We start from the raw sequence: 22,142 nt of genomic DNA, 5'->3' as shown, positions 1-22,142 counted from the left end.
GATGTGGGAGCAGATCGGGGAGTTGTTCGGGGATCTGGCCGCGGCGGGTGGGCAGATTGTGGTGGATGCGTGGGTGGCGATCTGCATGGCGGTGTGGGGTGCCGGGTTGTGGGTGATGCGCGCGATCCTGCAGCTGGGGGACTGGTTCCTCACCCCCAACCTCAACCCCGACGGGTCCTCCTCGGCCCTGTGGTCGGTCTACGGCCTCACCCTCTGGCTCGGCCTGTCCCTGGCCTTGATCCTGCTGATCGTGCAGCTGGTCGGCACCGTGCTCCGCCGAGACGCCCTCTCCCTTGGCGGCGCCCTCTTCGGCGCGGTGAAGTTTCTGCTGGTGTGCACGCTCTGGTACACCTACGGCGCCGCTGTGGTGACCGCAGTCGAAGGGCTGAACACGGCGCTGCGGATCCAGCTGCTGGGTACGGCTGATCTGGGGGAGTGGGAGCCGACGGGTCTGGACTTCACTGAGGGGGTGATGACGGGCACGACCGCCACGGTGTTGTTGTTGTTGGGGTTGGTGTTGTGGCTGGCTGGGTTGGCGCATCTGGTGGTGATGTTGGGTCGGGCGGTGTCGCTGATCGTGATCGCCGCGACCGCGCCGATCGCGGCCGCGGGGTTGATGTTCAAGCCGTTCGAATCCTGGTTTTGGAAGGCGTTTCGCTGGTTCCACGCCGCCGCCATCGCGCCGCTGTTGATGACGTTGATGCTCGGGTTGGGGGTGCAGCTCGCCACCGGCGTCTCCCTCGGGATGGAGGACTCCGGCCAGGAGGCCGTCGCTTTGGCGTTGCCGTCGGTGGTGATGATCGCCGTCGCCGCCCTCTCCCCGGTGGCGCTGTTCCGGTTGTTGGCGTTCGTGGATCCGGGCACCACCAGCGGTGCCTCGTTCCGCGCGGGCCTCGCCGGCACCACCGGCGCCTCCTCAGCCGCCGGCCACGCCCACACCGCTGTGACCCGCAGCAGCGGAAGTGGTGGGGGAGGCGGTGGTGGTGGTGCGGGGGAGTCGGCCACGGCGAGCCGTGCCGCTGCGGCGCAGAGCTCCAGCTTCAGCCCGGCCGCAGCCGGGGCCGGCGGCGGTGCAGCCGGCGGAGCCGCGGCCAGTGGTGGAGCGGCAGCTGGTGCTGGTGCTGGTGGCGCCGCCGCTGGTGGTGCGTCGGCGGGCGGCGCGGCCGCCGGTGCCGGGGCTGCTGGTGTGGGTGCGGTTGCGGGGCCGGTGGGGGTGGTGGCGGCGGGGGTGATCCTCGGCGCGAAGAAGCTCGTCGACGGGTTCCAGCAGGTCGGCGCCCGCGCCACCGGCCTGGTCAACGACACCACCTCCGGCATGGGGGCCGGGGACCCGTCCTACCCGTACGACCCGGCCGGCGACATCCGCCGCACCCCTCATCCAGCGCAGCCTCATCCGGCGCAGGTCGCCACCACGACGACATCAACCCAGCCGCAGCGTGCGGCGCAGCCTCCTGTGGCTGTGAGAGAAGCGGAGGACCACAATGGCGGCCAGAACCTTTGACGCGTTCACCACCCCGAAGGCCGGCGTCATCTGGGGGCTGAGCGTCCCCCAGCTGCTGTTCCTGACGCTCGCGACGTTCCCGGCGTGGATGGCGATCAGCTCACAACGCTGGCTGGCCGGGATCATGTGGGTACCGGTGTGGCTGCTGCTGCTGTTCCTCACCGTCGTCCCCCTCGGCGGCCGCCCCGCCGTCGGCTGGCTCGCCGCCGCCGCCGCGTTCGCCATCGCCGGCCTGAACGGTTGGCTCACCTTCCGATCGAAGGCCGCCACAGGCACCCTCCGCGACCTGGACGAGCTCGACATGCCCGGAGCCCTGACCGGCGTCGAAGTCCTCGACGGCCCACCCATCGGACTCGCCCAAAGGCGGATCGCGGTGATCAAACACGCTGCGGCCAGGTCGTGGGCGATCACCGCCCGGATCGAGCATGACGGGATCGCGATGGCCACCGACGCCCTGTGCAACCGGTACGCCGACGGCCTGACCGAGCTGCTGGACACCGCCGCCCGCGGGGAGTTGATCTCGGAGATCCACCTGATGGTGCGCACCACCCCCGATGACTGCACCGAGCGGGAACTGTGGCTACGCGCCAACATCGTCCCTGATGCGCCGGTCACGTCGGTGGCGACGCAGATCGAGCACCTGCGCTGGTCCCAGGCCGGGGTCCGCACCGAAGCATTCATCACCCTCGTCATCCCCGACAACCGACTCAGCCGTGAGGCCCGCCACATGGGCGGCGCCACCGATGGCCGGATGAACACCCTCCTCTCCCTGGCCACCGAGATCGGATCAGTAGTCACCGGCCCCATCGGCGCACGCGACATCGAATGGCTCACCTCGCCAGAGCTTGCGCAGGTCGTGCGGCTGGGGTTCGCCCCCGGCGACCGCGCCGGCCTGATCGCGGCCGCCCACGACGCCAACGCAGACGCTTCGGTCAACGCTTCCGTGCCGTGGGCGTTGGCCGGCCCGTCCCAGGCGTACGCCGCCGTGCGGCATTACGCGCATGATGCGTGGGCTACGGTCACTGCAACGGTGAAGCTGCCCGAGCGTGGCGCGACGATGGGCGGCTGGGGACACGTCCTTGCCCCCAGCGAGGCGGTAGAGCGGCGCAGCGTCACGGTCGTGTTCCCGATCGAGAAGCAGTCGGCCGCGGATCGGAAGGCGGCGCAGCAGGAGTTCGGCCAGAGCCTGGGCCAAGGGTTGAAGGACCGGCTTGGTGTGCGGACCGGGGCGAAGGACCACCGCCGCCAGGCGAAACTGGACCGGGTCGAGGTGCAGCTCGCGATGGGCGCCACCATGAGCCACCCCTACGCCCTCTGCTCCGTCACCATTCCCGCGACGGCCCCGGTGGCGGAGTTCGGCCGCCGGCTGGATGCGGCGATCCGCCGCCGCGGCATGGCCCCCCAGCGCCTCGACATGTCCCAAGACCTGGCCTTCGTCACCGCCACCCTCCCACTCGGGGTCAGCCTCACCACCAGGCACCAGTGATGGCCCGCAGCATCAACCGCCTGCTGGCCGACTTCGGCCACGACCTTCCCGCGAAACCAGCCACCGTCGACCAGCGGCCGGTGCGGAAGTTCACCTCAGCCCCGCCCTGGCGAGGCAAACCAGCCAGGGGGGCGGGGTGGGTGGCGTCACGGCCTGCGGTGAAGCGGTACCAGATGACCTCCGACCAGGCCGGCGTGTTCTGGCCCTTCCTCACCGCCAGCCCTTTGCCGCCGACCGGGGCCCCGATGGGCACCGACATGAGCAACGGCGCCACCTTCTACGTCGACCCCCACGGCTGGGTCCTCAACGACTCGATACCGGTCACCAATCCCAACATCTTCGTCTTCGGGAAACCCGGCCGCGGGAAATCGGCGTGGGTCAAGGCGTTCCTCAACCGCATGTTCGCGTTCGGCTACCAGGCCCTGATCCTCGGGGATCCGAAGGACGAGTACGAGCTGATGTGCCGCCACTTCGGCGTCGAACCCTTCGCCATCGGCCCCGGCATGCCCACCCGCCTCAACCCCCTCGACCCCGGACCCCTCGCCACAAACTGGGGCCAGCTCGACAAGGAGGAGCAGCACCGCCGGCAGGCGATCATCTTCGGGCGCTGGCTCGTCCTCCTCCGCTCACTGATCGGATCCCAAAGCATCGGCGACAGGAAGGTCGCGGTGGGGCCGACGGAGGAACAGGTCCTCACAGCCGTCCTCCACGAACTCACCCACACCACCACCGATACCCGCGAGCTGCGGCCGATTGTGATCCCGCAGGTGTGGCAGCAACTCCACTCACCCAGCGACCACCTCATCGCCGAGCTCCGCTACCCGGACCGGCACACCTTCCTCGACGACACGAGACTCCTGCGGGATGCGGTCGCGCAACTCATCTCGGGTGTGTTCGCCGGGATCTTCGACGCCCCCACCACCGTCACCATCGACTGGAACGCGCCGATCCAATCCCTATCCCTGTCCCGCCTGTTGCCATTGGGCGATGACGCCGTCGGCATGGCGTTGACGTGTCTCAACTCGTGGGGCACCGCCATGCGCCAAGTCACCGGTCGCCGGAGGATCAACGTCCGCGACGAAGTCTGGCGACAACTCCGCCTCGGCACCGGCGCCGTCTCCAGCTTCGACGCCGACCTGCGCCTGTCGAGGTCGCATGGCGATATTGAGATCGCCAACGCCCACAAGCCCTCTGACTACCTGGGGGCGGGGCATGCCGGGTCGCAGGCCCAGCAGATCGCCAAAGACCTCCTCCACCTCGGCGACATCAAGGTCCTCTTCGGCCAAGACGCCGAAGTCGCCGACGACCTGGAGCAGCTCCTCGACCTCGGCCCGGTCGCCCGCGACATCGTCACCGGCTGGGCCATGGGCGGCAAAGGCCGAGCCCTCATCGCGGTGGGGCCCCGCCTCCACAAGGTGGCGCTGACCCTCCACCCTGACCTCGAGGCCCCCCTGACCGACACCAACCAGAAACTCCACACCTGATGCTCAAGGCACTGCTCGCCATCGCCGCGGCGCTCACCTTGCCGCTGGCTCCTGTGATCGTGTTCGCCGGAGCCCTCGCCGGACCCCAAAACCACACCCAATCCGTGGCCGCCACTTGCGTCGGCTGGGCCGGCGAGACCCCCACCAGTGTGGAGCTCGACCAGGGGCAGATGAACCGCGCCGCCACCATCTACGCCGCCGCCCTTGAGACCGGTGTCGGGCGGGCGGGGGCGGTGGTGGGGATCGCCACCGCGATGCAGGAATCCGCCCTCGGCGCCCACCCCGCCGCCTCGACCCCGAACGGGGATGGGGATGTCGGGTTGTTTCAGCAGCGCTCCCTGGTCGGCTGGTACGCCGACGGCACCACCCAGGACGAGAACCTCCGCATCTTGGCCGACGACGCCTACCAGGCCCGCACCTTCTACCTCGGCCACACCACCACCTCCGGCTGGCACATCCCAGGCCTCACGGACATCGACGGCTGGCAACAACTCACGGTCGCCGAAGCCGCGCAGAAGGTGCAGGTGTCGGCCTACCCCGACGCCTACGCCAAGCACGAGGGCCTGGCCCGCACCCTCGTCACCCTCTTCTCGGGGAATCCGGCCGGCCTCGCCAACTGCGGCCCGATGGATCCCAGCCTGGACTGTGCACCGACCGGGATGCCGTCGGAGCAGGGCCAAACCCCCGATGCGCTGCGCGTCATGCGCTGCATCCACGCCAAGTGGCCGCAGATCAAGTCGCTGCTCGGAGTCCGGCCCGGCGATCCCCGCGATCATGGCACCGGCCGGGCGGTCGACGTGATGATCCCCAACTACTTCTCCCCAGCCGGCATCGCCCTCGGCACGGAGATCGCGGAATGGGCCCGCACCAACGCCAACGCCCTCGGCGTCACCTACATCATCTGGCGCGAACACCTCTGGTCCACCGCCAGAGCCGACGAGGGCTGGCGACACTGCGGCGACAACGCTTCCTGTTACACCGGCTCCGACCCGTCCGCGGCGCACCTGGACCACGTCCACATCTCCGTCCACGGCACCCGAGGAACCGGCACCACCACCCTCGGATCAGGTTCGGTGGTGTTGCCCGTCGACCGCTACCGCCTCACCTCCCGCTTCGGGGACACAGGACCCCGGTGGAAGAAGGCCCACACCGGGCTGGACTTCGCCGCCCCCACCGGCACCCCCATCAAAGCCGTCACCGACGGCACCATCACCCGCGCCAGCGTCGCCGGCGCCTACGGCAACCTCACCACCCTCACAAACGCGGACGGCACCGTCATCTATTACGCCCACCAATCCGCCATCCTCGTCGCCGTCGGACAACGCGTGACCGCCGGCACCGTGATCGGCAGGGTCGGGGCCACTGGCAACGTGACCGGCCCCCACCTCCACCTCGAAGTCCGCGTCGGCGGTATCCCGACCGACCCTGACCGCTGGTTCCGCACCCGAGGACTCGCCCCATGACCCCACACCCGGCCGCCCGCCTTCTCACCGTCACGGTGCTCGTCGCGCTCCTGGCCAGCTGCAGCGGCACGCCGCCACTGGCACCCATCCCGGCCGAGACCCTTCCTGCCCCGGGCGCCTCGCCGGGGTCGGTGGGGGAGAGGGGCCCCGAGGAGGGGTGGGTGGGCGACGACGAACTCGACACCACCCCGGCCACGGGCGACGCGCATCCCCATGACCCGCCCGACGATGCCCAGATCGCTTCGGCGGTCACCGCGGCCTCTGAGTTCGTCGTTGGCTGGTTGACCTCTAGCCAGCAGCTGAGGCGTGAGCGTCTCGAGGGTGTGGCGGCAGAGGCACTGATCGCCAGCTTCGACGACCCCCGCTTCACCCCCGCCGCCGGCACCCAGCACGGCCCAGTCCATGTGATCGAGGTCGATCCGCTGCAGATCACCACCCGCCACCGACTCGACACCGGCGACGTCGTCGACGTCACCCTGATCCTCGATCCCGACAGCACACACGGATGGATCGCCATCGCCATCACCCTGACAAGCCCACCCAACCGAGCTGTGGGTGGCTCGCGGCGCACGAAGGACAGCCGATGGTAGGATCCGGGCCCCGCCGAGCCGGGTAGCGTCCAGAATCACACCCAAAGCGGTGTCGACATCCCTCGACACCATCCAGCCGGAAGCCTCCAGCGACCCCCCATCGCCGTAGTCTTCTGTGTACCCGGACCAGGACGACAAGTCCCATGATCGACAAACTCGGCCCGACTCTGCTGACCGTCACGCTGTGGGCCCGATTCGTCCGGGTTCGTAAGGGGTATGACTGATTCGCAGCATGAGGACGGCTACGCCTGGACCTGGGAACCCGCCGTCGGTGCCCTCACCACCGTCGCCCTCCTCGGGGTGGTGGCGGTCCAGGTCGGCCGCAGCCTCACCCTCGCCGCGGCCGGCGCCGGCTGGCACTGGCCTCCCTCTACCGCACTGGTCACCAGCAGCTGGGGCATCCTCACCGGCAACCTCCACGCCGGCCTCACCGCCACCCAAGGCGCTACCGCCGTCTGGGTGGCGTGGGCGATCGCCGCAGCTCTGTTCATCGCAAGTCTCGCTGCCGCGACAGCGCTGGCGCTGCGTGTCGTAGCGGGGCGCCGATTCAAGGGCATGGCCTCAGCCGGGCAGGCGGAGCAGCTGCTGGGCCTCGGTCGCCTCCGAGCGAACCGGGCCGTGATCCGCCCTGACCTGTACCGGAAAGGTCAGCGGCGATGAGCCGCAGGTTTGAGCCCACCCAGGTGGGATGGCGGATCGGAACCAGCAAGGTCCCGGTGGGGGTGTCCTTGTGGCAGCCGTGGGACCGCACCGCCGGCGTGATCGGACCCCAAGGATCGGGCAAGACCCTCGACATCCTCACCCCCGCCCTCCTGCAAGCACCCGGCGCAGCGCTGGTCACCCTCACCAAACCCGACGACCTCCTCCTCACCCTCGCCGCCCGCCAAGCCCGAGGCCCGGTGGCCGTGCTGGACCCGTTCGGCGCCGCACCAGGGTTGCCGGAGTTGATCTGGGACCCGATCGACGGCTGCGTCGACGCCACCGTGGCGGAGAAACGGGCGAAAGCGTTCTGCGCCGGCACGCTGGGCAATGGGGGAGACGGGGCAGACTCCGCCGCGCGCTTCTACGCCGCCGAAGCCGCGAAAGTCATCCAGTGCTACCTCCACGCGGCAGCGTTGGCTGGCTACACGTTGAATGACGTCCTCGAATGGTCCGCGAACCCCCGCACCGCCAGCCTCCCTTCAGAGATTCTGCGGTCGCATCCGATGGCGGAACCGAACTGGTCCGGACTCCTCGCCGGTGCGGTCAGCAACACCGATGAGCGCACCGCCGGCAACACCAAATCCACCGTCGACCAAGCCCTCGCCCTCTTCGCGACGAAGGATCGTCGCGAACGCTGCGTGCCTACTGACGGCCGCCCAGCCGTCGACATCGCCGACCTCATCCGCCGCGGCGGCACCATCTATCTCCTCGGCCGAGAAGACCCCTACGTGTCCGCGTCTCCGCTGATGACCGCTGTCGCGGAGCATGTCCTCGACACCGCCCTCTTGCTGGCCAACGAGAGCGGGCTGGGAAGGTTGTGTCCGCCGATGCTGGCCTGCCTCGACGAACTCCCCTCCACCGCACCCCTGCCGACACTGGCCACGAGGATGGCCAACGAGCGGGCGTTGGGGATCTCGTTCATCTGGGCCTCCCAAACCTGGGCCCAGCTGACCCGCATCTTCGGGGAACAGCAGGCCCGCGCGATCAAGGACCTGACCAACAGCCTGATCATCTTCGGCGGCTCCAAAGACGCCGGCTTCAACCGCGAGATCAGCGACCTCCTCGGCACGAGACGAATCACCCGACGGAACCAGCAGCACGGCCAGCACGGCTCGATCTCCACCCACGGCGAAGACACCCCCGTCATCCGCCCCGAACAACTCCGCGAACTCCCCACCCGCACCGCCCTAGTCGTCGCCGAGAACGGGAAACCCATCATCGCCACCCTCCACCGCGCTATCGACGGCAAACCCGGCAAACGCCTCCTCGACCAGCAGCACGCAGCACGCCACCTCATCGCCAGCAGCTCCACTGCCCATCCGATGACTGCGACGGAGAAGACCACGCTCGCGCACTCATACGCCCGCCAACTCGGCCTCACCGACTGAAGGACCTGAATCGCTATGAGTCAGCTACTGCCGTTTCCCGACCTCACGCAGCGGATGGTCGCCGCACTCTTGGACCTTGCAGCGTTCGCCCGCGGGGGAGAGGCCGCCGAGGAGATCATCGCCACAGGGGAGATCCTGCCCAGGGTCTGGGACCTCACCACTATCGCCGACCCGGAACTGCGCTGGGACTGCTGGGTATGGCTAGAGGCGTTCGTCGTCTGGCTCAACTCCCAGCACGCCTGGTACTCCGCAGATCACACCCCAGCGTGCTGGCCCGAGCATCCGCCCCTGGTCCGGGAGCTCGGCACCCTTGCCTTCCTGCGGTTCCAAGCCGGCGAAGCCACCGGACCCATGCCGTTGGAGGAGTGGCACCGCTACGCCCTACCCGGCTACCTCGACCGCACCCGGGATCAGCGCCGAGCTTGCGAGGAGAAGCACCAGCCCTGGCCAGGACGTGCCGCCCACACCCGCCACGCCAACGACGACGCCGCGGCCCGGCGCCTTCGGTTGTTTCGGGACGATTGTGGCCTGACCTCCAATGGTGAGGAGACGGTCACCCTCAGGGTCCTCTAGGGCGTGTTGTCGTGGTGAGAGATCAGGGCTACAGCTCGATGGTGGAGATCCTGTCGCCGCTGACCCAGCCCACCAGGAGCTCACCGTCCTCGACGCGCACCACCTGCCCTTCCCAGCGGCCGGCTGTCTTGCGGCGGTCGACCACCAGAGCAGGGACGGTGCTGTCGAGCCAGACGTGACGCACTTTCTGATCGTCGAGGACCCTTGGCGTTCGGCCGAGACGATCGCTGAGTGACCCGAAATCGGAGCGCTTCATGGTCATGCGAGGGACAGTACGCGGCATAGCCGACTACTCACGGAGTGTCGGCTGACACCAGGATCGATGGACCCAGGCGGTAGGAACCGCTTAGGCGAGTGACACCGGTCACACCGGCAATAGGGTAAGGATGTGGATTGGCAGGACGCGATTGGCGTTATTGGGGGTCTCACCGGCCTCACCCTGGGGCTCATTGCGCTGTGGGACCGGACTATTGGTGCCCGCCGGTTGGCCGTCCGGCACGTAACCGCACACACCCATCGCCGCGATGGTCGCCATGAAAATGGCGAAGCAGATGTTGGAGGGATCGACGTCGTCATCAGCAACGACGGGCGGCTTCCAGTGAACCTGAGCCGGGTCTGGTTCGGTGCCTCGCGCGACGCAACGCGTTTCCTAGGGGCCGATGAGGAGTGGCACAAGGTCGATGAACTAGCGCTGGGCCGAGACATCGCGCCAGCTGAGTTCGACCTTGTGCTGGACAATTACGATCGTCGGATTCCGCCCGGAGAGAGCTTGACTATCCATGTCGAGGACTGGGTTAGTGGCGGCGTCCCTGTTGGCCGGGAAGCGGCTCAGTGGCATCTGGAGCAGGGCTACCGTCACGTCCTGCGCCCCATCCCGCAGTCTCCAGATGTCGTGCGAGCCATCGTTGGCCAACCGTGGCTGCTGCAGGGCGACCTTGGCGTGGGGGTGGAGATCGTCGACTACAACGGCGTGCGCTGGACCAAGGTCGGCCTCGATTACTGGCGGGCCAAGGGGTACGCCCGCGCCCCCCTGCGCGATCGGTGGATGCGCTGGCTGGAGCGATGGCCTTCATTCATGTGGGTTGAGCCGCGCCTTATCAGTTGGGCAGTCGCTGGAGCGGCGACCCACCGGCGATGGGGATGGGTGAGGGCAGCGGTTGTATCCGCAGCCATCGGATGGCGAATCGGGCCGGGTGTAGACACCCGCCAGTACCCGTTCCTGCCCAGGATCTGGGCCTGGGGAGAGCTGGCAGAATTGAGCCAGGACCCATCTCAGTCCCGACGACAGGCTGACCTCTGTCGGGAGGTCTATAGATCTACCAAGAAGCATCTTGGTAGGCCGCCTACTCGGCACGAGTTCCACGAAGCGTTGGACAGTCGGAGCGCCGAAGCTTCGACTCACCTCTAGGGGTGGCGGCAGCCGCAAGATTCGCGGTATTCCAGCGAGGACGGGCACCCTCGTCCGCATCGGCAATGACGGCCCGATCATGTTCGAATCGTTCTACTCCGCCACCGTCGTCCCGGACCTGACCCGCCAACGACGAGCTTGGCGCTCAATGCCACCGCGTTCATCCGCGACAAGCGCACCGTCGACACCCGCCTGCAATGACCTGAAACCTAGGCCACGTATTGCATCGGATTATCCAGAGAATCCGATGTAATAACCGAGTAGAGTCCAGGCATGGCCACCCGACGCCGACAGCCACTCGTCACCCGCGACGACGTGCCGCTGCCCCCGTACGAGTGGAGCCACGACCGCTCCGGGTCGAAGTCCGCGTGGGGTGTGAACCTGCCGATCTCGGAGCGCCACGATCTGCAGCTGATGGCCCAGCGCGGCACCGCCGGCCGCTGGACCTGGACGCTCACCATCTACCGCACCGGCAGCACCGACCAGGTGACCCGCATCGCCCGCGGCGTCCAGCCCACCCTGACAGCCGCCAAACCGGCCGCCGAGGCCGCCGCCCGCACCTGGCTCGCCGACCAACTCGAGCACCCCGACAAGTCGCATGACTGAAAGCCAGCCAGGGGCCCTGCACAGTGCGGCTGGTGGTCCGGTCGCGGTTGATCAGCAGGCGGGGATGTTGCTGCCGGAAGACCTGTCGTTGGATGCGGCCGAGGCCGCGTTCGCCTCGGCCTCCCGGGCGTCGTCGACGTTGCGTGGATACCGCTCCGACTGGACCGAGTTCGTCACCTGGTGCCGCGACAACCACCACACGGCACTGCCCGCCACCGACATCGCGATCTCCCGCTACATCTCGGCGCTGGCCACCGCCGGGGCGAAGGTCGGCACGATCAGCCGGCGTCTGTCGACGATCCGGTTCGCCCACAAGGTCCGTAACCATCCCGACCCCACCCAGACCGCGCGCGTGATCGCCGTCTGGGAAGGGATCCGCCGCCAGCTCGGGGCTCCCCCGGACCAGGCCCGCCCCCTCATGCCCCCACTCCTCCTCGACGTCGTTGATGCTTGCCCGGCGATGACGAAATGGAAGACCCGCGACGATGAGCCCTCGCTCAGCGGAATCCGGGACCGGGTACTCCTGCTGGTCGGGTTCGTGTCCGCGCTGCGCGCCTCCGAACTCGCCGCCCTCGAGGTTGATCAGATCAAACCCCACGAACGGGGGCTGGTGATCGAGCTCACCCACTCCAAAACCAACCAGACCGGCGACCTGGAGCTCGTGGTCCTCCCCTGGGGCGCCCGCCAGGACTACTGCCCCGTCACCGCGCTACGCCACTGGCTCACCGTCGCCGGCATCTCCGAAGGCCTGATCTTCCGATCCGTCTCCAAAGGCAACCGTGTCAGCGCCCGGGGCCTCACCCCCGACGGCCTCTCCCGCCTGATCACCCAGGCCGTCACCAGGGCCGGTCTCGACGCCACCGGATTCTCGGCCCACTCCCTTCGGGCAGGGTTCGTCACCTACGCCGCGAAACGTGGCGCCACCTCCCTGCAGATCGCCAGACAGACCCGGCACAAGGACCTGGCCTCCATCGGCATCTACACCCGCATCGAAGACGCCTGGGAAGAGAACGCCGCCACCCAACTCCCTCTCTGAAGAGGTCGGCGGGCTTGGCCTCGAATCGTCCCCGGGTCCGGCCGGAGGCCTCCCTGGACACTCCCCCGCTTCACTCTCATAATGCCGATGTGCGTGACCTCACCGACACGTCTCGTAGCGGCCGTCGCACGTCGACGACCGCCAGAATGGGGCAACTCTGAGCAACCTCGGATTGAGTGCGCCGCAAATGCCATGCCGAGCGGACCAGGATCTCCTCGCTGACCCAGCGCTGCGGCTGGCGTTCCAATAGGCGCTATGCGGGCTTCGGCCTCTTGCGGCTGATCCGTTTCGCCGAAGAGGCGGAGGGCGGATCCACGTTCGCTTGAAGACGGACCGTGATAAGAGCGTGCTGTCTAGAGGCGGCGTCGAGCTTCAGCGGCGACGCGTGGAATGCCGCTGTGAGGTCACGGCGGGCGCTTCGGTGAATGTAGTCGGCGACGATCAGGATCGCGACGGGGATGTTGGTCGCGGCGTACTGGACGGCTTGCGACCCAAAGTCATCGACGAGGTCATGGTCCGAGCGATCTTGGTCAACCGTCTTCACCTCAATGTAGAGAGTGCAACGCCTGTCGAACCTCACCGCGATGTCCACTCGTCCGCCCGCGACGTTGGGCAGTTCGACGAGGGAATCACGACCTGCCATCGTCAGCGCGGTGTTCAGGTGATCTGCGAGCACCTTCTCATCCGGCCATGGTTGGCTGCGCACCATCCAAGGCGGCAACCGGCTCGGTGATTGACTGACGTTAAGCTGCGTAGCTGTGTACCGGATGATATCGGTCAGGAGCACGGTCAGCTCGGTGCGGTAACCATCAACTCCTCCTTCGGCATGTTCCTCGCACTGATCTAGCAGGTTGGAGAGTAGGGCGTCCTCGGCGATGTTCAGGGACGGGACTTGAAGTGCGATCTGCTCTAAGACTCGGAACAGGGAGGGTTCGGATGCCGCCGCGCGCTCGAGCTCCAAAAAGGCATCGTCTGTCAGGTGGAGATTCTCGCGAATCGCATCCGGAAGACGGACCGATTCGCTATCTGCTTTTTTTGCGGGGAGCTCCTTCAGCCGAGAAAGGAGCGCTTCCACCGCGACGCGGGTTGCCGAGTCCGCCGGCTCAGGATTCGTCGCCAACCACCGCTGGATATGGGTGACGACCGCGGCGTTCCCGCGTGCGAGTTGCTCGATCCGGGGCCAAACCAGTTCACGAACCCCGACCTGCGACGCCGGCTCGGTCATGCCCGGGTTGACGACCAGTACCATGGTCTGCTCGGCGGCGAAGGCATGCGCGAGCGCACGAAGCGTGGTCCCGGTGTCAAACCATTGGTCGGTCTCGGCGGCCCGGAGCTGCGTGAGGAGATCCAGCCATGCACTCGTCGTGCCGGCGCGAGCGCCCCTCCAGTTCGGCTGAACACCGCGGTAACCGTCGAGGTACCCGTACACCACATCGGCGATAGCGTCGAACCGGTCAGCGGGGACGGCATGACCAGCCGCATGCTCGATGACGCCGGTGAGTACGGCACGGAAGGCGGAGGCGTCCGGCCGAGCGTCGTCGAGGTACGCCGCGTCGAACCACCGCAATGCATCATCGAGTTCTGCGCGGGCGGCGCTGAGGTCAGTGCACGCAGCCGCCCACGCGATCTTCCGGAATCCGAGTTCCATCGCAGCATCGGTATCGAGTGAGTGGTGCGTGGCAAGTGCGATCAACGCGTCAATGAGCTCCGGGTCATCCCACATCGAGCAAGCGGCACCGAGAGCGCGAACCAGCGGCTCCGTGGCGTCGGCCGCTTCGCTACCTTCGTGCAGCAGCCCGCGCAGCTGGAGCGTGTTTTTCGTCCAGTGTCCGAGTGCGAGCCGCGTCCACCCCTCCAGGGCAGTGTCCCTCTCGTACCCTCGCGTGCCTGCACGGGCTTTGAATGCGCCTTCGAGGCCCAGCGCGATGTGCGGAAGCGTCTCCTCCGCACAGAGCAACACATCGTAGAGGTCGCGCGCCCCGAGCACCGGGATGGCGTTGGCGGCGCCGATGAGCAATGCGCCTGCCGCCGCTTGGTCTTCGAGGTTCACCCATTCGGCACACAAGGCCACGGCAACTTCGACGACTCGCGTATCGCCGGATAGCTCGTTCGCGGAAGCATAGATCGTTCGCTCGCCGCCGAGGCCGGAGACGGATGGAGCCCCCTCGAGCGTGTCGAGGAAGTCGAACACGGTCAGCGTCACCACATCAGGCCTTCCGCAGTCGGTCGCTGCACCGCCTCGGCTGGGAGGACTGCAGCCGCCAGCTCACTATGCGCCGTGCTCGTGATGACCTGAAGCCCATAAGCCTCCGCCACTCGGTTCAACTCACGCAGCAGTAACTCGCCGTTCTCACGGTTGAGCTCCTCGGTGGCTAGAGAGTCGACGATGAGCAACCCGGGGTGACGCCCGAGGCCCGATGTCGTCCCGACGTCCAGGAGCGACACGACGAGCGCGATTTTCAAACGTAACTTCTCTCCGTCCGTGAGTTTCCCGAAAGGCGTCCTTTCGCCGCCCTTCACGACGGGGAGATGTGCATTGGCCTGGAGGGTCGCCTTTTCGAGGTTGCTGATTCCGAGAGTCTTTCCGAGGGTCGTGATCTGCGCACTTACCGATGAGAGTGCACCCGCGAAGTCGCTCTTGGCTGATTCCCCAGCTAAGGCCTCGACAGTCTGGAGGATGTGCGCGTCGGTAGTCAACGCCGCCTCCTCCGGCTCGGCCTCAGATGGTTGCGAGCGTTCCAGGATTCGGCCGTCAAGCACCGCGATGCGGCGTTCGAGCGATCGCCGTTCGGTGGGGTCTCCATGGAGGTTACGGATGACCCCCGATGCGCGCTCGAACTCTACCTGGGCAACTCTCGCGTGATCCAACGCGTCGTCGTGCAGCACCGAGAGCCGTTCCGCGTCGGCAGTGAGCTGTGCGACGCGCTGCTCTGCCAAGGTGACGGGATCGAGATCATCATCTACGGCGTAGTCGCCCCCACCTGCCTCGGGAGCTCTATCAGCTTCGTCTATCGGGTTGTTGCACAGAGAGCATGACCCTTCTTGCTCTCGCTGCCATTGCTCGGGCTGAACCTTCGCATCGCATCGCGGGCAGCATGACGGCTTGAGCGCATGCCAGAACCGCTTGGTGACCTCCGCTTCCTTGAAGGCAGCGAGATCCTGCACCGCCGCTTCCAACTCACGCTCCGCAGACCCGTGCGCGATTGCAGCCTCCGCCACGGCATGCTGCGTCCGGGTGATGTTGGCCGTCGCGGCGGTGACGTCCTTGATCGCCGCCTCTGCCTCCTCAGCCGTCGTGCCTGACACGGGAAAGGAGCTGAGTTCTGCCTCAGCCTCAGCACGCTCTGCACGAAGCGCCTTCGCGCTGGCTTCTCGCGACTCAGAATCGCGAGCCCGACGTCGCGCGATACCAGCAAGCTGCCCGTCCACGGCCTTCTTGTGCGCCCGCGCGGCGAGCCTCGTCGCGCTCCACTCAGTCGCGAGGAACGTGTTCAGGACGTTCTGGGCTTGAAATGGTGTCTCCCCGATGGGGGCAGCCTCGCTCGGTTTGGTGATGGCAAGGGCCTGCGACCAGAGGGGCCAACCATGGCCAACCATGTTGCCATCATCCGCTTCCGTTGCTCCGGCGACTCGGGTCCACTGTGTGAGCGCGTCGAGGCCGAGGCGCTGCAGCATGAACTCGCCAACGACCGCCGCCATCTCTTCGTCCCCGTTGAAGCTGCCGACAACAAACGCACCTTCCCCGAGAAGCCTCTCGAACAGGCGGTCGACCGGGACATCGGACGTGAAGACAGGCTCACCTGCCGCGGCGGCTTCCTGACTGTGCTCGGCCATCACGACGGCCGTCGCCTGTCTGAAGCCCTCAAGCCCCAGCCCGACTTTGTTGGGGAGTACCAGGATTCGTCCGCTCGGCGCACCGTCATCCACGCGCCACGCCACAAGGATCCGCTCGCCGCTGATTGTTAGCAGCAGGCAGACCTGCCGGAGCCACTTCTGCACATCCCCGGCCACCTTCGACGAGCCGCGCAAGCCCCACTTCAGGATCTCGAGGGTTGAACTCTTCCCGGCGTCGTTCTTCCCGTCGCTGACGAAGGCGGTCACGGGGGTGGTGAAAGCACGGTGGAAGGAGAAGGGCACGAACCGACGAGTCTCGATGTCCTCATCATCAGCGAGGTTCTTGACGCCGGCGAAGTGAATCGCCTCGACCCGCAGTAGGCGCCTCGTAGGAACCGGCTTGGGTCCGACGATCCCGTATCGCGCGAACACGTTCGTGACGACGCCACGGTCTGTATTTGCGCGCTCCGCGACGGTTCCCACCCAGTCCATGACGGTCGCCTCCATCAACTCTCCACCACTTTCAGCGCCAAAGCGCGTTCACGTACTCGTTCGAGAATCGAGGGGATGACGTCCCCGTTCCGAGTATCGGCATACTCGGCCTGCAAATACTGCCGACGCTTGGCTGCTACCCCCTTGGCGGCATCGGCGATGAGCCCGATGGCGATCGCCTGCTGCACATACCACTCGAGCTGGGGGATCTCCGCGCGCATTGTAGCGATGGTGTCTCGCCCCTTCTCCAGCAGGAAGTAGTCCCGACGTGAGAGAGCACCCGAGTCAGCAGCCCGACGATGCTCGATCTGGTCATAGAGCTTGAGCACCGCGAGGGCGTCGTCGATGAACTCATACGCCCCGTAGATGTACCGCTCCATCGGGTAGGTGTGGAGCTGCGGCGCATCACCGTCCAACATTCGTTGAACGTGTGGCTGGACCTGATCGAATGGCACGCGGCCCTGCTCGAACTCGGTGATCAATTCATCGGCGAGGTAGTCGGGATTGCGTAGCCAGAAGTCGAGCTTCTGTAAACGGATGAGCGACGAGACCACTGCGACCGCACCATCTACGTCGCAGGATGCTCCGACGGGTGTTCCCAAAACATCGAGCAGCACCAAGACCCGTGCCGCGGTCTGACTCGTTGACCCGCCACGGCGGCGTGCATCAGGACAAGGCGTCGACAGCGCAGACACCAGACCTCCTTCCCCACGGTACTCCCAGCGTCGCAGATGAGCGCTTCCATGGGCCTCGACACGCTCAGCCCCAAACGCAAATGGGGACGTGGCGGATCCGGCAGGCCGGCGCCCCGCCACGCGCTGAGAGCGCGGCTCAAGGCCGACGATGGAAGGATCCCCCACTCGAGGCAACTGAACGGTGCGGCGCATCGTGCCAGAACTGCCTCGCGGAATAATCGAGGTCCTAGGCCATGAACAAGTGGCCAAGGCCGTCCAGTAGCCACTGGAAACCCAGCGATCGGCTCGGAAGGGGCCGTATCTGGCGAGCAGCCAGCAACTGCATGAACCTCACAACCGACGCAACCCGCACTCGGCATCAACGACGGGAACATCCGACTTTGCCGCGGTGTGCGAGGGTAGCCTTCGGCTTCGGTTGCCCCGAGCACGACCGCCCTCAATTGCCGCGACCAGGGCTTTCTATTACTCGTTGGGATCGCTGCCTTGGAGTCGGACCAGGCCCAGACCGTTGGGAGGGGCGCAGACGTAGAGCACGTAGGTTCTTCCGCGTCGCTCGGTCTCTGCCCACTCGAGAATCTCGGAGACGTCGGCTCCAGTGATCTCGAGCTCCTCTGCCGCACCGTGGGCATCATGGAAGTAGAGGCGATAGCGGGGATGGGTCACCTCCCATGTCTGGTCCCGGGGATCAACGTAGCTCACGAGCATAGACACAGCCTGCCGGACGCGAAGTCCGACGGCTACCTGCTTGCTCCCCAGTCACTCGGATCTGCCGCACTCCGATGCCGGAATTCCGAGGTATAGCGAGCGGTTCATGGTGTGGAGTTGCGGATCTTCTTCGCCTCTCTTGCCGCTTGGTCACTCATCGACGTACCGCGGTGCTCGCGCTCGACCCGATCGAGGTGATGAAGGACCTCCCGTGGACCAAGGACACGACGCAGAGCCTGCATGGCGTGCAGCGAAACATCGGGGTCCTCGATGAGCCCCAGGAGGGCCGGCGCCACCGTGGGATCCTTCTTGAACCGGCCCAGCGCGTGGACCACCATCTGACGTGCCTGACCGTAGCTGCTGTTCTGGGCAACCAGTACCAGAGCTCCGACCTGGGCCGCTGTCGCGGTCGTCCCAAGGGCATCACCCAAGTGCCATCCAGTGGTATCGTCCCGCTCTGCCCACTTCTCGAACGCGAGCAGTATGGCCTGGAATGCCGCGGGCCGTGCCCACGGCCGCCGCAGGTGTCCCGCGACAGCCCCGACGAGTTTGGGATCCGTGAGCGAGGGCAAGGCTTGGATCAGTACGGGCATGGCGGTCCGTTCGTCGAACCGAGACTCACCAAACAACTGCGGGTTGTTGACGAATCTCCCCAGGTCTTCAGCGCCTCTTACCCCTGCTGAATTCAGCTGATGCCGCAGATGCTCCCACTCGTCCATGCGCCCAACTCTGGCACGACTCACGCTCGCTCATGCTTGATATGTAGGTGATCCTTTCGGGTCACCGGCGCGGCAATGTTGGTCTCGTCGATTTGCTCGAGGAGGAGCCGATGAGTGCTGCTGTGCCGTATCGGAATGCGACTGGGTCACGGGACCCGGGGCTTGATCCGCTGGGTGATCCGCTGTTGGATGCCTATCTGGATTTCGTGTCGGCGCGTTCGCGTCCGAACACGGTGTTGGCGACGTGGTTTGATCTGAAGGTCTTCTTCGCCGTGGTGGGTAAACCGGTCGACGCAGTGCGTCCGGTCGACGTGCTGGGCTTCATCACTGCCCAACGCGCGGGTCTGCCGAGCGTGCCCGAGCCGCACCTGCTGCCGGTCATCGCGTCTGCGGGGCGGGCGGGGGTGTCGTTACGGACGATCCGTCGCCGCCTCTCCACGATCGGCGGGTTGTATGGCTTCCTGGCCGCGCGCGGCGACGTGACTGCCAATCCGGTCCCTCGCGGGCTGCCGACCCGACGAGAGAAGTCCCGGCCGTCGCAAGGTGTTCCGCTGGTTCGGGCTCCTCGGACGCTGCCACGGATCCTCTCGCCCGCCGAAGTTGACGCGTTGACCAGCGCGCTGCGCAGCCACCGTGACCGGGCCATGGTCGCGGCCATGTTGCTGGGCGGCCTGCGGCGCTGCGAGGTCCTCGGGCTGCGGTTGGAGGATGTCCGCATCGGCGAGCGACAGTTGTTCATCGACGACGGCAAGGGCGGCCACCAACGCCTCGTCCCGGTCTCGCCCCGGTTCTTCGACCATCTGGGCGCCTATCTGGACACCGAACGCCCTCCGGAAGCCGACACCGATCACGTCTTCCTGGTGCTCAAACGTCCGCATCGCGGGCGTCCGTTGTCGGCGGCGGGTCTGGATCAGGTGCTGGCCTCGGCGCGGGAACGGGCCGGGTTGACGCACGGGTCGTGTCACGAGCTGCGACACACCTGTTTGACTCGGCTGCGGGAGGCGGGGATGGCGTTGGAAGCGGTCCAGGCCCAGGCCGGGCATGCCTCGATCGAGTCCACCAGGATCTACCTGCACCTGGCCGACGACTGGCTTGCCTCCCAGTATCGACGCGCCGCCGAGGTGATCGATGCCCAGATCTACGCCGCCGGCCCACCCCCACCACGCGTAGTCGTCGACGCTGAGCAGCGGGTGCGCATCCCGGGGTTCAGGAGGCTGCGATGAGCACGACACTGCCGACCCGGTTTTCCCCGGACCAGTATCAACGCGGCGGAGCGCCGATGGCGACCTGGGCGCAGATCGCCATCGACTTGCCGACGGTCGCGGCGACGATGCGGTCCTACCTGCAGCAGATCGCTGTCGTGCTGCGTCCGGGCAGCGTCTCGGGTGCTGATCAGTGTCTGCGCTGCTTCGCCACCTTCTTACTCACCGCCAACCCGCCGGTGAGTAGCGTCAGCCAGGTGGGACGGGCCCACATCGAAGGCTTCAAGCCCTGGCTGGCCGCACGGCCCGGCCGCGACGGCGCTCTCCTGACCGCGGCCACGATCGCCCACCGCCTTGGTACCTTGCGGATGTTCTTCCTGCGCATCGATGAATGGGGATGGGACGACGCCCCGATGCGGGTGCCGATGTTCCCCGGCGACGTCCCGAAACAGCACCATGCACTCCCGAAAGCGCTCGACGACCAGACCGCGGCACGGCTGCTCACCGCCGCCCAGGCCGACAAGCGACAACTCGTCGGCCTCACCGTCGAGTTCCTGCTGCGCACCGGCCTACGAGTCGGCGAATTCACCGCGCTCGCCGCCGACGCCGTCGTCCTGATCGGAGACACGCACTGGCTCCACGTCCCGGTCGGCAAGCTCCACGAGGACCGCTACCTGCCCCTACATCCGCGGTTGGTCGAGTTGGTCGCCAACTACCGCGCGGCCCACGTCCCCGACGGCCACCGACTGCTGCTGCCCAGGGAGAACGGCAAAAGCATCGACCGGCACACGGTCACCCGCTTCATCAACAAGGCCGGCGCCGCCGCCGGACTCGGCCACATCCACCCCCACCAGCTGCGGCACACCCTCGCCACCCAGGCCATCAACCGCGGCATGTCGCTCGAAGCGATCGCCGCGATGCTCGGCCACAAATCGATGGACATGACCCTCGTCTACGCCAAGATCGCCAACCGGACCGTCGCCGAGGAGTACTTCACCGTCGCGGAGAAGGTCGACGCGCTCTACGCCCGTCCCGCCACGCTTCCCGCCGACGACCTCGGGCCCAACATGGCCCGCCTGAACCGCGAACACTCCCGCATGCTCGGCAACGGCTACTGCGTCAGGCCCCAGATCATGGACTGCGTCTACGAGACGATCTGCGAGTCCTGCACCTTCTTCCAGACCACCATCGAGTTCCGCCCCACCCTGCTCGCCCAACGCGACGACGCCTGCGCCAAAGGCCAGATCCGCCGCGCCGAGATCTACGACAACCTGCTCACCGACCTCGACACCCACGAAGCCTCTTGACAACCGATACCCACATAATGCCGCACTGAGCGTGGCCGCACGCTACTGTCGCGTTGGCAGATGCGGGGGCACCTACCATCAGAGCCACGGGTTGTTCGAAGGTGCAGGCGCTACGGCGAACTGCCCCTCATCGAGGTCGATGGTTGGGGAACCGGCAACCACCAGGCAGGCCCGCTCCCACGGACGTTGCTCGGCAAGAAACCGCACTTCATGTGCCATCCACTCGTGCCAGAACGCGATCGTCTGCTCGCGATCACCGTTCACACCCTCGGCCATGTCGCGAGCGATCCCCCGCCGCTCGGCCTCCTGAAAGTCCGACTGCACCCAGATCGAGGCATCAACGAAGTGCTCGAACTCGCGTTGGCTTGCGCCGACGCCCTCGATGACGACCAAGTCCGCCTCCGCGGCAACCTCGATCACGCCTTCGCGTCCATGCAGCCCCCACGCCGGCGGCTGAAACCGCACACCCTCCCCACGGTGCAGTGTCACCAGGATCTCGTCGCGCAGCAGATGCCCCCAGGCGAAGAACGGCTCATGCCAGGCCAGGTCATCCGTGTGGACGACCGCAGAACGGGCGACGGCCCGCTTCAGCTCAGCAGCCAGCGTCGACTTACCTGAGGCTCCCCTGCCGTCCACGGCAACGATCTGCGGCCGACCCAGCGGCTGCCCGGCCACCTGTAAAACGTGATTGACCAGCTCGGCAGTGTCGAGGGCCCGCCAAGGCCCCGCAGCGGGTTCACCCTCGAGCAAGGTCATGGTCATGACCCCATTCTGCTGCCGACAGCAGCCATGCTCGCTCATGCCGCGCATGGGGTGGCTGGTTTGCCTGGGGAACATGCTGAGTGCGGGCCCGGATCGAAGGCTTGGCGCGTGGCGTTTAGCATGGCGGCATGTCTTGGCCCTCGGTAGCGCTCGATGGTCGAGTCTCTGATCTGGCGGGTCGTCATGTGG

General features: G+C 66.8%; 20 protein-coding genes. 13 read left to right on the top strand and 7 right to left on the bottom strand.

What is annotated here, in order from left to right; genetic code table 11:
- Window position 1 precedes the first annotated feature (1 nt).
- From ACZK4S_RS13580 to ACZK4S_RS13545, 8 genes are all read left to right on the top strand, one after another.
- Window positions 2-1,501 (top strand): hypothetical protein, encoded by a 1,500-nt coding sequence (locus tag ACZK4S_RS13580; RefSeq protein WP_463644636.1) that lies wholly within the window; start codon window positions 2-4, stop codon window positions 1,499-1,501.
- Complete coding sequence (locus ACZK4S_RS13575) at window positions 1,482-2,987, top strand: SCO6880 family protein (protein ID WP_463644635.1); 1,506 nt, start codon at window positions 1,482-1,484, stop codon at window positions 2,985-2,987. The genes ACZK4S_RS13580 and ACZK4S_RS13575 overlap by 20 nt, the downstream gene beginning before the upstream one ends.
- Entirely contained in the window at window positions 2,987-4,471 is a 1,485-nt protein-coding gene (locus ACZK4S_RS13570; RefSeq protein ID WP_463644634.1) for a putative type IV secretion/conjugal transfer ATPase, read from the top strand. The genes ACZK4S_RS13575 and ACZK4S_RS13570 overlap by 1 nt, the downstream gene beginning before the upstream one ends.
- Entirely contained in the window at window positions 4,471-5,934 is a 1,464-nt protein-coding gene (locus tag ACZK4S_RS13565; RefSeq protein WP_463644633.1) for a peptidoglycan DD-metalloendopeptidase family protein, read from the top strand. The genes ACZK4S_RS13570 and ACZK4S_RS13565 overlap by 1 nt, the downstream gene beginning before the upstream one ends.
- A complete protein-coding gene (locus ACZK4S_RS13560) occupies window positions 5,931-6,524 on the top strand; it encodes a hypothetical protein (RefSeq protein ID WP_463644632.1) in 594 nt (197 codons plus the stop codon). Before ACZK4S_RS13565 ends, ACZK4S_RS13560 begins: the two co-directional genes overlap by 4 nt.
- A 216-nt stretch (window positions 6,525-6,740) precedes the next feature.
- Entirely contained in the window at window positions 6,741-7,184 is a 444-nt protein-coding gene (locus ACZK4S_RS13555) for a hypothetical protein (protein ID WP_463644631.1), read from the top strand.
- Window positions 7,181-8,614, top strand: a complete 1,434-nt coding sequence (locus ACZK4S_RS13550) for a type IV secretory system conjugative DNA transfer family protein (RefSeq protein ID WP_463644630.1) — start codon at window positions 7,181-7,183, stop codon at window positions 8,612-8,614. The genes ACZK4S_RS13555 and ACZK4S_RS13550 overlap by 4 nt, the downstream gene beginning before the upstream one ends.
- A gap of 15 nt (window positions 8,615-8,629) precedes the next feature.
- Entirely contained in the window at window positions 8,630-9,187 is a 558-nt protein-coding gene (locus tag ACZK4S_RS13545; protein ID WP_463644629.1) for a hypothetical protein, read from the top strand.
- Window positions 9,188-9,215: 28 nt separating this feature from the next.
- Here the strand turns inward: ACZK4S_RS13545 and ACZK4S_RS13540 are convergent, their stop codons facing one another.
- Window positions 9,216-9,449, bottom strand: coding sequence for a hypothetical protein (locus ACZK4S_RS13540; protein WP_463644628.1), 234 nt, complete (start codon window positions 9,447-9,449; stop codon window positions 9,216-9,218).
- Window positions 9,450-9,575: 126 nt separating this feature from the next.
- On the opposite strand from ACZK4S_RS13540, the gene ACZK4S_RS13535 reads away from it, so the two are divergent.
- The 3 genes from ACZK4S_RS13535 (at window position 9,576) to ACZK4S_RS13525 (ending at window position 12,237) form a co-directional block, all read left to right on the top strand.
- The gene (locus tag ACZK4S_RS13535) at window positions 9,576-10,595 is read left to right on the top strand and encodes a hypothetical protein (protein ID WP_463644627.1); all 1,020 of its coding nucleotides are present in this window, start codon (window positions 9,576-9,578) and stop codon (window positions 10,593-10,595) included.
- Between the two features lie 273 nt (window positions 10,596-10,868).
- Window positions 10,869-11,201: a hypothetical protein gene (locus tag ACZK4S_RS13530; RefSeq protein ID WP_463644626.1), complete on the top strand. Its 333-nt coding sequence runs from the start codon at window positions 10,869-10,871 to the stop codon at window positions 11,199-11,201.
- Window positions 11,202-11,265: 64 nt separating this feature from the next.
- Window positions 11,266-12,237 carry a site-specific integrase gene (locus ACZK4S_RS13525; protein ID WP_463644625.1) on the top strand — a complete coding sequence of 324 codons (972 nt, stop codon included), beginning with the start codon at window positions 11,266-11,268 and terminating at the stop codon, window positions 12,235-12,237.
- 253 nt (window positions 12,238-12,490) lie between these two features.
- Here the strand turns inward: ACZK4S_RS13525 and ACZK4S_RS13520 are convergent, their stop codons facing one another.
- From ACZK4S_RS13520 to ACZK4S_RS13500, 5 genes are all read right to left on the bottom strand, one after another.
- Window positions 12,491-14,440: a hypothetical protein gene (locus ACZK4S_RS13520; protein ID WP_463644624.1), complete on the bottom strand. Its 1,950-nt coding sequence runs from the start codon at window positions 14,438-14,440 to the stop codon at window positions 12,491-12,493.
- Window positions 14,437-16,578, bottom strand: coding sequence for a hypothetical protein (locus ACZK4S_RS13515; protein WP_463644623.1), 2,142 nt, complete (start codon window positions 16,576-16,578; stop codon window positions 14,437-14,439). Before ACZK4S_RS13515 ends, ACZK4S_RS13520 begins: the two co-directional genes overlap by 4 nt.
- Complete coding sequence (locus ACZK4S_RS13510; RefSeq protein ID WP_463644622.1) at window positions 16,578-17,258, bottom strand: hypothetical protein; 681 nt, start codon at window positions 17,256-17,258, stop codon at window positions 16,578-16,580. Before ACZK4S_RS13510 ends, ACZK4S_RS13515 begins: the two co-directional genes overlap by 1 nt.
- A 462-nt stretch (window positions 17,259-17,720) precedes the next feature.
- A complete protein-coding gene (locus ACZK4S_RS13505) occupies window positions 17,721-17,963 on the bottom strand; it encodes a hypothetical protein (protein ID WP_463644621.1) in 243 nt (80 codons plus the stop codon).
- A gap of 104 nt (window positions 17,964-18,067) precedes the next feature.
- Window positions 18,068-18,682, bottom strand: a complete 615-nt coding sequence (locus tag ACZK4S_RS13500) for a hypothetical protein (protein ID WP_463644620.1) — start codon at window positions 18,680-18,682, stop codon at window positions 18,068-18,070.
- A 110-nt stretch (window positions 18,683-18,792) separates the two neighbouring features.
- Between ACZK4S_RS13500 and ACZK4S_RS13495 the strand changes: the two genes are divergently transcribed.
- Both ACZK4S_RS13495 and ACZK4S_RS13490 read left to right on the top strand, forming a co-directional pair.
- A complete protein-coding gene (locus tag ACZK4S_RS13495; protein ID WP_463644619.1) occupies window positions 18,793-19,905 on the top strand; it encodes a tyrosine-type recombinase/integrase in 1,113 nt (370 codons plus the stop codon).
- Window positions 19,902-21,191 (top strand): tyrosine-type recombinase/integrase, encoded by a 1,290-nt coding sequence (locus ACZK4S_RS13490; protein WP_463644618.1) that lies wholly within the window; start codon window positions 19,902-19,904, stop codon window positions 21,189-21,191. Before ACZK4S_RS13495 ends, ACZK4S_RS13490 begins: the two co-directional genes overlap by 4 nt.
- A 78-nt stretch (window positions 21,192-21,269) precedes the next feature.
- Here the strand turns inward: ACZK4S_RS13490 and ACZK4S_RS13485 are convergent, their stop codons facing one another.
- Window positions 21,270-21,953: a uridine kinase family protein gene (locus ACZK4S_RS13485; protein ID WP_197971685.1), complete on the bottom strand. Its 684-nt coding sequence runs from the start codon at window positions 21,951-21,953 to the stop codon at window positions 21,270-21,272.
- Between the last annotated feature and the right edge of the window lie 189 nt (window positions 21,954-22,142).

It is taken from the genome of Tessaracoccus zhenghani, assembly GCF_055326325.1.
The sequence above is the reverse complement of the archived record's forward strand: the minus strand, read 5'-3'. Positions and strand labels throughout refer to the sequence as shown.